Here is an 11,978-nt window from a genome sequence, read left to right as displayed (position 1 = left end):
AATTCGGCGGTCGGAGGTGGCGATGGGACTAGACCTGTCCGCGCTGCCCGACCGCACGCCCCGGGGCATCGCCGGCGCGTTCAGCCGGGCGATCCGAGCGGGTGACCTCGCCCCCGGCGACCGGCTCCCGACGGTGCGCGACGTGGCCGAGGAGCTCGGCGTCTCCCCCGCCACGGTGAGCGCCGCCTGGCAGGCGCTGCGCCGTACGGGCACCGTCGTCTCGCGGGGCCGCGCGGGCACGTTCGTCAAGGACACGCCGACCCCGTGGCTCTCGCCGCGGCAGCGGTCACTGGTGGGCGCCGGGCGCGACGGGCTGCGGCTCGACCTGTCCCGCGGCACCCCCGACCCGACGCTGCTGCCGGACCTCGGCCCGGCGCTGCACCGGGTGTCCCAGCGCGCCACGACGCTGACCTACCAGGACGAGCCCGTGCTGCCCGGGCTGCGCGAGGAGCTGGTGCGCTCCTGGCCCTACGACGCGCCCGCGCTGACCGTCGTCGACGGCGCGACCGACGGCATCGCGCGCACCCTCGAGCTGCTCGTGTCGTACGGCGACCGCGTCGCGCTGGAGTCGCCCGGGTTCCCGCCGTTCTTCGACCTGGTGGAAGCCCTCGGCGGCGAGGTGGTGCCCGTCGATGTCGACGCCGAGGGCGTTCGGCCGGCCTCGCTGCGCGCGGCCCTCGACCAGCGACCGGTCGCTGTGGTGCTCCAGCCGCGCGCCCACAACCCGACGGGAGTCTCGATGTCGGCCGCCCGTGCGGAGCGGCTGGCCGGCCTGGTGCGTCGCGCCCGGACCGAGGTCTGGGTGATCGAGGACGACCACTCCGGCTGGATCTCGACCATGCCCGACGTGACCGTCGCGACCTGGCTGCCCGAGCGGGTCGTGCACGTGCGGTCCTACTCCAAGTCGCACGGTCCCGACCTGCGGATCGCGGCGCTCAGCGGCCCCACGGAGCTCGTCGACCGTCTCGTCGCGCGGCGCATGCTCGGCCCGGCCTGGACCTCGCGGATGCTCCAGACGATCCTCCTCGACCTGATCACCTCGTCGCGGTCGCTCGACGAGGTCGGCGAGGCGCGGCGGCAGTACTTCGCGCGTCAGCGCACCCTGGTCGACGCCCTCGCCGAGCACGGGGTGGCCATGTCGCAGCCGGACGGCATCAACCTGTGGCTGCCGGTGGCCGACGAGCGCGCTGCGATGGTGCACCTCGCCGCGTCCGGCGTGCGGGTCGCCGCGGGGACGGCGTTCGTCGCCGACCCTGGTCGCGGAGGTCCCCCGGGACCGTCACGAGACCACGTCCGCGTCACCTCGGGCCTGGTCACCCCCGCCGACGCGCCCGACGTGGCCGCGGCTCTGGCCGCGGCCACGCGGGCCGGCGGCTGAGAGCCCGCGCGATCGTCACCGGCTCGCCGCGCCGGGCCTCCGCGCGCGGCGCCGCGCGACGTGGTCCCAGACAGCGTTCTGTACGGCGAGGGTGAACCAGCCCGCGAGCGCCATGCCCGACAGGTTGACCAGCAGCTGGAGGCTGCTGCCCCAGATCTCCTCACCTGAGCCGAACGCCAGGCCGAGAGCGACGTTGCCCGCGGCCGGGATGGTCGTCACGGAGATGAACACCCCGGAGAGTCCACCAACCTTCGCAGAGGTCAAGGACAGGACGCCTGCGGCCGCTGCAATCACGGCGACGATGAAGGACCACTTGTCGGGCGTGTAGATGAAGGCCGTGCCGGCGCGCTCACCGGTGATGTCCTCCTCCACGATCCAGCCGAGCGCCCGGGCCGCCAGTGCGCACACGGACGTCACCGCGATCGCGATCACGAACCCGGTGACCAGGGTCCGTGCCGCGTGCCCGAACAGGGAGCCGCGGCGCCGTACCAGGGCTAGACCGAGTGCTGCGACGGCGGAGAACTCCGGTCCGAGAACCATCGCTCCGATCACGAGGATCTGGGAGTCCAGGACGATGGCGATGCTGGCGATCAGGGTGGCGAGGACCATGAAGGAGAGGTAGGTCCAGTTGAGCTCGGAGTCCTCGTAGGACCGCTGGGTCACCTCGGCCCACACGACGCTGTCCGCGCCGCTGCCGGGCGCGCGGCGCTCGGCGTCGAAGGCCGACTGGGAGAGCCAGGTCCGCACGGGCTCGATGTGCACCGTGCCGGACTTGTGCAGGCCGATCTCGCGCAGCTGGTCGACGATCGGGTTGGCGGCCTCGCGGGCGATGTCGGCCAGGACGAGGTCGCCCTCCGGCTTGCGGGCGGCGCCCGGGATCACCACCAATCCGCTGACGGCCGGGTCTGCCTCGAGCAGGTCGACCGCGCGCTGGGCGAGGTCGGGCGGCGCGGAGAGGCGAAGATGGAGCATCTGCTGATTGTCCTGTCGTGACGGCCGCGGTCACCGCGGCGGGTCGAAGCGGTAGCCCATCCCGGGCTCGGTGCGGAAGTAGACGGGCCGTGCCGGGTCGGGCTCGAGCTTGCGCCGCAGCTGGCCCATGTAGAGCCGCAGGTTGCCCTGCGCGGTCTCGTAGCCCGGGCCCCAGACCTCGAGGAGCAGCTGGCGCTGGCTCATCAGGGTCCCCGGGCTGCGCACCAGCACCTGGAGCAGGTGCCACTCGGTCGGTGTCAGCCGCACCTCCTCGCCGCGCACCGTCACCCTGGTGCGGGCGAGGTCGACCTCGACGTCGCCGAAGGTCACGGCGGGTTGCTCCTCCGCCGGCGTCGTACGGCGCAGCACCGCCCTCAGCCGCGCGAGCAGCTCGTCCATGCCGAAGGGCTTGGTGACGTAGTCGTCCGCGCCGGCGTCGAGCGCATCGACCTTGTCTGCACTGTCAGAGCGCCCGGACAGCACCAGGATCGGCACGTCGGAGCGGCCGCGCAGGGCGGCGATCACGGTGACCCCGTCCACGTCCGGCAAGCCGAGGTCCAGCACCACGGCATCGGGAGGGTTCTCCTGCGCGGCGGCGAGGGCCTCGGTGCCGTCGGCCGCGGCGACGACGTCGTAACCCCCCGCTCGAAGGTTGATGGCCAGCGCGCGCAGGATCTGCGGCTCGTCGTCGACGACGAGCACCCTGGTCATCTTGCACCAGCCACGGGCAGCGTGATCTCCATCGTCAGGCCCCCGCCGTCGGTGTCGTACGGCTTCAGTGTGCCTCCCATCGCATCGACGAGCCCGCGGGCGAGGGCCAGACCGAGGCCGAGTCCGCTCGCCGTGTCGGTGTCGCCGGCACGCTGGAACGGCTGGAACACCCGTTCGCGCTCGGCCGTCGGGATCCCCGGCCCCGAGTCGACGACCCGCAGCCGCACGTGCCCGTCCGCCACGTCCGCGGCGATCAGGGCAGGCCGCCCCGGCGGTGCGAACCGCTGGGCGTTGGCCACGAGGTTCGCCACGGCCCGCTCGAGGAGCCCGGCGTCGGCGATCACCGCAGGCAGGTCCTCGTCGACGTCGAGCACGACCGCGCGGGGGGCGACACCGAGCGAGTCCAGCGCCCGGGCCACCACGTCGTCGAGGTCGGTGGGGCGTAAATGCACGGGCAGCACGCCCGCCTGCAGCCGGCTCATGTCGAGGAGGTTGTCGACCAGGCCGGCGAGTCGGTCGAGCTCGCCGTCGGCCGCTTCGAGCAGCTCGGCACGGTCGCGGTCGGCCAGCGTGACGTCGGAGGACCGGAGCCCGGACACCGCAGCCTTCGCGGCGGCGAGCGGTGATCGCAGGTCGTGCCCCACCGCGGTGAGGAGGGCGGCCCGCAGTCGGTCGACGGCCTCCAGCTCGACGGCCGCGGCCGCTGCGGCCGCTCGCCGCTCCGCCACGTCGACGAGCCAGCTCACCATCCCCGCGACCGCGACGAACGCCGCGAGCGCGACCACGTTGTCCGGGGAGTCGACGTCCAGGGTCTGGTACGGCCGGGTGAAGAAGAAGTTCAGGAGCGCGGCCGAGACCACGACCGACAGCAGAGCAGGTCCCAGGCCGCCCACGAGCGCGGCGACCACGACCAGCACCAGGTAGATCGCGACGTCGCTCGCGAGGTTGAGGTGGTCGCGCAGCGGGACGAGGACCGGGAGCACCAGCGCCGGCGAGAGGACCGCGACGCCGTAGCCCCACCTCTGGCGCTGCTTGCTCACGCTAGTCGGACGCACGCCGGTCATTGTGCCGCCCTGAGGGACATCGCCACGGCACCAGCCAACCGCCCCGGCAGCCTTGGGTGCCCGTTCCTGTCAGGATCCTGACGCTCTGTGACGCAGGCCGCGTTAGGGACTCGTTAGGCGGCCGCCCGCGGCCGCCCAAGCGGAGTTGGGTGGCTCCTCGTGAACCACTCCGCACCCGCCGTGGCCGACACCGGCCACGCACCCCAGCCCTGGTGGAAGGTCATGTGCCTGACCGGCGTGGACTACTTCTCCACCCTCGGCTACCAGCCCGGTATCGCGTTCCTCGCGGCCGGCGCACTGAGCCCGCTGGCGACCGGGATCCTGGTCCTCCTCACGCTGTGCGGTGCCCTGCCGGTCTACCGCCGGGTCGCGGCCGAGAGCCCGCACGGCCAGGGCTCGATCGCGATGCTGGAGCGGCTGCTGCCGTTCTGGCGCGGCAAGCTGTTCGTCCTCGGCCTGCTCGGCTTCGCGCTCACCGACTTCATCATCACGATCACCCTCTCGGCGGCGGACGCCTCCGTCCACATCGTCGAGAACCCCCACGTGCCTGCCTTCCTGCACGGCCAGGAGCTCTGGATCACGATGGGCCTCATCGCGTTGCTGGGCGCGGTCTTCCTCAAGGGCTTCACCGAGGCGATCGGGCTCGCGGTCGGTCTCGTCGTCGCCTTCCTCGGCCTCAACGCGGTGGTGATCGTCGTGTCCGCCTTCCACGTCGTGGAGGACGCCCACCTGGTCACAGACTGGTCCGCGGCGCTCACCGCCGAGCACGGCAACGTCTTCTTCATGATCGCCGTCGCGCTCACGCTGTTCCCGAAGCTGGCGCTCGGCATGTCCGGCTTCGAGACCGGCGTCGCGGTGATGCCGCACGTCCTCGGCGCTGCGGGCGATGACGTGGAGCGACCTGCGGCGCGCATCGCCAACACCAAGAAGCTGCTGACGGCCGCGGCCGTCATCATGAGCGGCTACCTGATTTGCTCCAGCCTGGTGACCACCCTCCTGATCCCCGCGGCGGAGTTCGAGGACGGCGGCGAGGCCAACGGCCGCGCCCTTGCCTACCTCGCGCACCGCTACCTGGGCGAAGCCTTCGGCACGGCGTACGACGTCTCGACGATCGCCATCCTGTGGTTCGCCGGGGCCTCCGCGATGGCGGGGATGCTGAACCTGATCCCGCGCTACCTGCCGCGCTACGGCATGTCGCCCGAGTGGGCCGGCGCGGTCCGGCCCCTGGTCGTGGTGCTGACCTGCGCCGCGTTCCTGATCACCTGGATCTTCGACGCCGACGTCGACGCGCAGGGCGGCGCCTACGCGACCGGGGTGCTCGTGCTGATGGTGTCGGCGGCCGTCGCGGTGACGCTCGCGGCGCGCAAGGCGGGCCAGCGGTGGCTGACCGTCGGCTTCGGTGTCATCGCGCTGGTGCTGGGCTACACGCTCTTCGACAACGTCCTCGAGCGGCCCGACGGTGTGAAGATCGGTGGTTGCTTCATCGCCGCGATCATCACCGTCTCGCTGGTGTCGCGGCTCGCGCGTTCGCTCGAGCTGCGCACCACGGAGGTCACCTACGACGCCCGCGCCGAGGCGTTCGTCCGGGACTGCGCGCGCCGGCAGATGAGACTCATCGCCAACGAGCCCGACGGTCGCGACGTCGAGGAGTACCGCGCCAAGATCGTCCAGATCGTCGACGACCACGACCTCCCCGACACCAGCGACCTCGTGTTCATCGAGGTCACCGTCGAGGACTACTCCGACTTCGAGAGCCGGATCGAGGTGCACGGCGAGGTGCTGCACGGCGAGTTCCGCGTGCTCACGGTTCGGGCGTCCTCGATCCCGAACGCGCTCGCTGCGGTGACGCTGGACATCGCGCACCGCACCGGGACCCGGCCGCACATCTACTTCGAGTGGACGGAGGGCAATCCACTCGTGCAGCTGTCACGGTTCCTGCTGTTCGGGGTGGGCGACGTCGCGCCGGTGACCCGCGAGGTGGTCCGCCGCGCCGAGCCGGATCGTGGTCGGCGGCCGCACGTGCACGTGGGCTGACCGGGCCGACCCGGCGCGGCGGACATCCGGCCTAGCCGGCGTTGATCGCTTCCTGCCCGGAGGCGTAGAGGAACACGACGTAGGCCATCGCGTCGGAGTTGATGTCGAGCGCCTCGTGGCTGAGGTTGTCGATGCCGTCGCACTCCGAGTGGTAGCAGGGGTCGTAGGCGACGCCCGCCGTACCTCCCCACTTCGCGGCTTGGGCCGCGGTCTTCACGCCCTCCGCGCCGGTGAACAGGCCGCCCGCAGGGATGCCGTTGAGGATGAACGCCTGGTAGTCGGAGCGGGCGGTGAACGCCGTCGGCTCGGACGGGATGCCGCGCTCGGCGTAGTAGCGCTCGAACAGCGCCTCGATCTCGTCGGACCCGTCGGGACCGACCATGCCGAAGCCCGAGCCGTCACCGTCGTAGATGAACAGTCCGTAGTTGGGCGAGCCGACCATGTCGAAGTTGAGGTACATCTCGATCGCGGAACGCCCCTCGGTGCCAAGGTTGTTGACGTAGTAGTTCGAGCCGACCAGGCCGGCTTCCTCCGCGCCCCACCAGGCGAAGCGCACCTTGTTGGGGAACTCCCTGGTCGCCTTGGCGAGCTGCTCGGCGGTCTCCAGCAGCGCCGCGGAGCCCGAGCCGTTGTCGTTGATGCCTGCGCCCTCGGGGACCGAGTCGAGGTGGGCGCCGGCCATCACGACGTTGGTCGGGTCGCCGGTGCGCGACTCGGCGATCACGTTCTCGGTCTTTGCGGGCGTGCGGGTGACGTCGGCGAAGAGCCGCATCTCGAGGCCGTCGATGCCGGCGAACTCGGCCCCGCGGGCGTAGGTGGTGCTCAACGCGGGCAGCCCGCCGGTGTAGTCGTTGCCCAGGGTCACGGCAGGGATGCCGTTGCGGCTCGCGTCGGTGGTGTTGCCCTGGTTGAAGAACAGCACGCCGACCGCGCCGGCCTCGGCGGCGTTCTCGGCCTTGATCTCGAACGTGCAGTCGCCACGCTGGATCAGGGCGATGTCGCCCGCCGGGAACGTGGCGAAGTCACTGTCCTGGCAGCCACTGGTCGAGGTGTTGCCGAGCCCGAGGGCGATGTCGACGGCCGTGACGCCGGCGGTGACGTCGCCCGGCTCGGAGTGCGGCGTCGCGGCGAAGTCGGTGCCCAGGACGTACGACGTCGGCGTGGGCGCCGTCTGCTCGAGCTCCGAACCGCCCTGGTCCTCGAAGCTGTAGACGTCGAACTCCTGGCGGGTGACGACGTAGCCCGCCGCCTCCATCCGCTGCTCGACGTAGTCGACCGAGGCGTCGTAGCCGGGGGTGCCCGCGGAGCGGGTGCCGCCGTTGGCGGCGGCGATGTCAGCGAAGGCGTACTCGTGCTCCATGACGCCGTCGAGCGTCACGCACTCGAGCAGCTTGCGGACCGAGTCGTTGGTGCGGTTGCACTTCTGGCCGGGCTTGTCGGAGACGCCCGAGCCCGTGGCCGATGAGGCCGGGGTGAAGGCGAGGAGGATGAGTCCGAGGGTGGCAAGAACTGCGATGAGTCCCCGAGAAATTCTCAAGATGAGCTCCCTGTCCGGGGCGCGTCGGGTAGCGCCCGATCCGCCGAATGTAAGCCAGGTCACACATCTTGGGAAGGATCTCTGCGGCCGGACGCCGACCGGGCGATGGCCGGGTGAGTGCGCGGCCATCGGGTATCGCACCCCCATGACCGACGACGATCGGGACCTGCCGACGACCGACCACCCGCTGCACGGCGAGAAGCGGTCCAAGACCGGTCCGCTGCTGATCGTGCTGGGGATCTTCGTGGTCGCCGCGCTGATCTACGCGATCGGGCTCTGGGTCCGCTACAACACCTGAGCCGGCCGCGCTCCCGTGGCCGCGAGCGCGCAGACGCACGCCGCGGCCAGCGCGGCTGCAGCGGCGAGGAAGCCCGGTCCGACGCTGAAGATCGCGAGCAGGCCCAGACCTGCCGCCGGCGCCGTCGCGAGGGCCAGCACGATCGAGGCGGCACGCCGGGAGACGACGAGCGAGACGGCCGCCAGCGCCGGGACCGCCAGCATCGCCACGCTCCAGAACACGACGCGCGCGGCATCGCCGCCGCCCTGGGCGTCGATGACGGAGAGGTAGAGCAGCCAGGTCACGAGCGCGAGGGCGCCGCCGATGGCGGCGAGGACGCGCGAGACGGGCGACATAACCTGATCGTCCGGCCCTGGCGCCCTGGTGGCAACCGGAGTCCGCAACAACTACCTCGGTGAAACGACCGCTCCCTCGGTGCTGTGACCGGTCACAGCACCGAGGGAGCGGATCTAACACTGAGTTACATCAGCGCGCGGGCCGGGGCCTCACGCGGGGAACTTGCCGCCGGAGGCGGCGAGGTCGCGCAGCCACGGGGTGGCCTGGAAGCGGTCGCCGTAGGTGGCAGCTAGCTCATCGGCGCGCTTGAGGAAGGCGTTGAGGCCGATCTCGCCGTCGGCGCCCTCGTAGCCCTGCATGAACTGCGCGGCGCCACCGGTCATCGGCGGGAAGCCGATGCCCATGATCGAGCCGATGTTGGCCGCGGCGGCGGACGTGATGACGCCCTCCTCGAAGCACTTGGCGGTCTCGAGCGCCTCGGCGAACAGCATCCGGTCCTTGATGTCCTGGAGCGGGATCTGCTCCTCGGCCACGGGGAACAGCTCGGCCAGGCCGGACCAGATCGAGAGCCGCTTGCCCGTCTCCTGGTCGTAGTCGTAGAAGCCCGCCTTCCGCAGGCGGCCGGCGCGACCGGCCTCCAGCATCTTCTCGACCACGGCCGAGCCCGGGTGCTCCGTCCACGCGCCGCCGTCCTCGGCGGCGGCCTCGCGGGTCGCCTTGGCGATCTTGGCCATCAGCTCGAGGTTGAGCTCGTCGGAGAGCTGGAGCACCGGTGCGGGGTAGCCCGCCTGGGTGGTGGCCCGCTCGATCGAGTACGGCGCGACGCCCTCGGCGAGCATCGCCATGCCCTCGTTGACCATGTAGCCGATGACGCGCGAGGTGTAGAAGCCGCGCGAGTCGTTGACGACGATCGGCGTCTTCCGGATCAGCTGCACCACGTCGTAGGCACGGGCGAGCGCCTCGTCGGAGGTCTCCTTGCCGCTGATGATCTCGACGAGCGGCATCTTGTCGACCGGGCTGAAGAAGTGCAGGCCGATGAACCGCGGGCGGTCCTCGGCGTTCTCCAGGCCCTCGGCAAGGCCGGTGATCGGCAGGGTCGAGGTGTTGGAGCACAGCAGCGCGTCGGGCGCGAGGTGCGGCAGCACCTCGGCGAAGACCTTGGCCTTGAGGGCGGGGTCCTCGAAGACCGCCTCGACGACTAGGTCGGCGCCCTGCGCGTCGGCGGCGTCGCCGGTCGGGGTGATGCGGTCGAGCAGCGCCTGCGACTTCTCCTCGGTCAGGCGACCGCGGGAGATGGCCTTCTCGTTGAGGCCCTGCGAGTAGGCCTTGCCCTTCTCGGCGTTCTCGACGGAGACGTCCTTGAGGACCACCTCGACGCCGGCGCGGGCGAGCACGTAGGCGATGCCGGCGCCCATCATGCCTGCGCCGAGGACGACGGCCTTGGTGGGCTTCCAGGTCTCGATCCCCTGCGGGCGGAGCGAGCCGGAGTTGATCGCCTGCAGGTCGAAGAAGAACGCCTGGATCATGTTCTTGGCGTTCTGGTTGACGACCAGGTTGGTGAAGTAGCGGGTCTCGATCCGCGAGGCGGTGTCGAAGTCGACCTGTGCGCCCTCGACGGCGGCGCTCATGATGGCGCGGGTCGCGGGGTAGACCGCGCCCTTCGTCTGCTTGCGCAGCAGCGCCGGGAACGCAGGGAGGAAGCCGGCGAGCGCCGGGCTCTTCGGCGCACCGCCGGGCATCTTGTAGCCCGGGGCGTCCCACGGGGAGAGCGCGGCGTCGGGGTTGGCCTTCAGCCACGCCCGAGCGGCCGGGATCAGCTCGCCCTGGGTCGCGACGACCTCGTCGATGACGCCCTTCTCGAGCGCCTTGTCGACGCTGAACTGCGTGCCCTGGAGCAGCACGTCCATCAGCGCGGTCTGCAGGCCCCACTTGCGGACGGCGCGGGTGACGCCGCCGCCGCCGGGCAGCAGGCCGAGGGTCGACTCTGGCAGGCCGATCTTGTAGGAGCCCGCAACGGCGATCCGGTGCTGGGTGGCGAGCGTGATCTCGTAGCCACCGCCGAGGGCGGCACCGTTGATCGCGGAGACGACCGGCTTCGGGAACAGCTCGAGCTTGCGCAGGCTGGCCTTGACGCGCTCGGCCATCTGGAAGATCTCGGGCGCGTTCTCCTTGGTGGCACTGGCCATGCTGTTGAGGTTGCCGCCGGCGAAGAAGGTCTTCTTGGCCGAGGCGATGATCACGCCGGTGACGTCGTCCTGCTCGGCGTACAGGCGGTCGACCACCTGCTCCATCGAGGTGAGGTAGAGGTCGTTCATCGTGTTGGCGCTGGCGGTGGGGTCGTCGAGCGTCAGCGTGACGATGCCGTCGGCGTCCCGCTCGTAGCGCACGGCGGTCTGGGTGTCGGTGCTCATCAGTTGTCTCTTCCTTCTCTCAGACCGGTCAGACCAGCTCGACGATGGTCGCGATGCCCATGCCGCCGCCGACGCAGAGCGTCGCGAGGCCGCGGCGCAGGTCGCGCCGCTCGAGCTCGTCGATCAGGGTGCCGAGGATCATCGCGCCGGTGGCGCCGAGCGGGTGGCCCATGGCGATCGCGCCGCCGTTGACGTTGGTGATGTCGTGGCTGATGCCCATGTCGCGCATGAACCGCATGGCGACGGCGGCGAACGCCTCGTTGATCTCGAAGAGGTCGATGTCCGAGACCTCGAGGCCGGCGACCGCGAGCGCCTTGCGGGCAGCCGGGGCGGGGCCGGTCAGCATGATGACCGGGTCGGCGCCGGACACGGCGGTGGCGACGATCCGGGCCCGCGGCGTGAGGCCGAGGTCGGTGCCCGCCTGCTCGGAACCGATCAGCGTGAGCGCGGCGCCGTCGACGATGCCGGAGGAGTTGCCGGCGTGGTGGACGTGGTTGATCTTCTCGAGCCAGTGGTACTTCTCCAGCGCGACGTCGTCGAAGCCGGCGTCGGCGCCGATGCCGGCGAAGGACGGCTTGAGGCCGGCGAGGCCCTCGACGGAGGTGTCGGGGCGGATGGTCTCGTCGCGGTCGAGCACGGTCAGGCCGTTGATGTCCTTGACCGGCACGAGGGCGCCGTCGAAGTAGCCGTTGGCCGACGCCTTCGCGGCGCGGTGGTGGGACTCGGCGGCGTAGGCGTCGACGTCCTCGCGGTCCCAGCCCTCGACCGTGGCGATCAGGTCGGCGCCGATGCCCTGGGGCACGAAGCTGGTGCCGAAGGCGGTGCGCGGGTCGGTGGCCCAGGCGCCGCCGTCGGAGCCCATCGGGACGCGGCTCATCGACTCGACGCCGCCGGCGACGATCAGGTGCTCGAACCCGCCGCGCACCCGGCCGGCGGCCTGGTTGACGGCCTCGAGGCCGGAGGCGCAGAACCGGTTGAGCTGCACACCCGCCACGGTCTCGGGGTAGCCCGCAGCCAGCGCCGCGGTCTTGGCGATGTCGCCGCCCTGGTCGCCGATCGGGCTCACGACGCCGAGGACGACGTCGTCGACCCGGTTCGTGTCGAGGCTCGGGTTGCGCGCCTCGAGCTCGTGGAGCAGGCCGACAGCGAGGTCGACGGGCTTCACCTCGTGGAGGGAGCCGTTGGCCTTGCCCTTGCCGCGCGGCGTGCGCAGGTGGTCGTACACGAATGCTTCTGCCATGACCGTCCTCTAACTCGGATCGCGGCGACGGGAAGTGTGCCGCGCGTGGAAGTGGCT

At 71.2% G+C, this 11,978-nt stretch carries 10 protein-coding genes; 3 read left to right on the top strand and 7 right to left on the bottom strand.

Annotation, left to right across the window (positions count from 1 at the left end):
- Positions 1-22: 22 nt before the first annotated feature.
- Positions 23-1,378: an aminotransferase-like domain-containing protein gene (locus HNR19_RS22110; RefSeq protein WP_179669964.1), complete on the top strand. Its 1,356-nt coding sequence runs from the start codon at positions 23-25 to the stop codon at positions 1,376-1,378.
- 15 nt (positions 1,379-1,393) lie between these two features.
- Here HNR19_RS22110 and HNR19_RS22105 read toward each other — a convergent pair whose 3' ends face one another.
- The 3 genes from HNR19_RS22105 to HNR19_RS22095 are packed head-to-tail and all read right to left on the bottom strand — an operon-like array spanning position 1,394 to position 4,116.
- Positions 1,394-2,350: a DUF389 domain-containing protein gene (locus HNR19_RS22105; protein WP_179669963.1), complete on the bottom strand. Its 957-nt coding sequence runs from the start codon at positions 2,348-2,350 to the stop codon at positions 1,394-1,396.
- Between the two features lie 30 nt (positions 2,351-2,380).
- Entirely contained in the window at positions 2,381-3,061 is a 681-nt protein-coding gene (locus HNR19_RS22100; protein WP_179669962.1) for a response regulator, read from the bottom strand.
- A complete protein-coding gene (locus HNR19_RS22095; RefSeq protein ID WP_179669961.1) occupies positions 3,058-4,116 on the bottom strand; it encodes a DUF4118 domain-containing protein in 1,059 nt (352 codons plus the stop codon). The genes HNR19_RS22100 and HNR19_RS22095 overlap by 4 nt, the downstream gene beginning before the upstream one ends.
- Positions 4,117-4,284: 168 nt before the next feature.
- Between HNR19_RS22095 and HNR19_RS22090 the strand changes: the two genes are divergently transcribed.
- Positions 4,285-6,159 (top strand): APC family permease, encoded by a 1,875-nt coding sequence (locus HNR19_RS22090; protein ID WP_343047327.1) that lies wholly within the window; start codon positions 4,285-4,287, stop codon positions 6,157-6,159.
- Between the two features lie 31 nt (positions 6,160-6,190).
- On the opposite strand, the gene HNR19_RS22085 is transcribed toward HNR19_RS22090, so the two are convergent.
- Positions 6,191-7,696: a M28 family metallopeptidase gene (locus HNR19_RS22085; RefSeq protein ID WP_218910347.1), complete on the bottom strand. Its 1,506-nt coding sequence runs from the start codon at positions 7,694-7,696 to the stop codon at positions 6,191-6,193.
- Between the two features lie 145 nt (positions 7,697-7,841).
- Here HNR19_RS22085 and HNR19_RS22080 point away from each other — a divergent pair, with 145 nt between their 5' ends.
- Positions 7,842-7,994 carry a hypothetical protein gene (locus HNR19_RS22080; protein ID WP_179669960.1) on the top strand — a complete coding sequence of 51 codons (153 nt, stop codon included), beginning with the start codon at positions 7,842-7,844 and terminating at the stop codon, positions 7,992-7,994.
- Here the strand turns inward: HNR19_RS22080 and HNR19_RS22075 are convergent.
- The 3 genes from HNR19_RS22075 to HNR19_RS22065 form a co-directional block, all read right to left on the bottom strand.
- Complete coding sequence (locus HNR19_RS22075; protein ID WP_179669959.1) at positions 7,982-8,329, bottom strand: hypothetical protein; 348 nt, start codon at positions 8,327-8,329, stop codon at positions 7,982-7,984. The genes HNR19_RS22080 and HNR19_RS22075 overlap by 13 nt on opposite strands.
- A 150-nt stretch (positions 8,330-8,479) precedes the next feature.
- Positions 8,480-10,681, bottom strand: coding sequence for a 3-hydroxyacyl-CoA dehydrogenase NAD-binding domain-containing protein (locus HNR19_RS22070; protein WP_179669958.1), 2,202 nt, complete (start codon positions 10,679-10,681; stop codon positions 8,480-8,482).
- 28 nt (positions 10,682-10,709) lie between these two features.
- Complete coding sequence (locus tag HNR19_RS22065) at positions 10,710-11,921, bottom strand: acetyl-CoA C-acetyltransferase (RefSeq protein WP_179669957.1); 1,212 nt, start codon at positions 11,919-11,921, stop codon at positions 10,710-10,712.
- Between the last annotated feature and the right edge of the window lie 57 nt (positions 11,922-11,978).

Source organism: Nocardioides thalensis, assembly GCF_013410655.1.
GTDB classification, from domain to species: domain Bacteria; phylum Actinomycetota; class Actinomycetes; order Propionibacteriales; family Nocardioidaceae; genus Nocardioides; species Nocardioides thalensis.
This window is presented reverse-complemented; position numbering and strand designations above follow the sequence as displayed.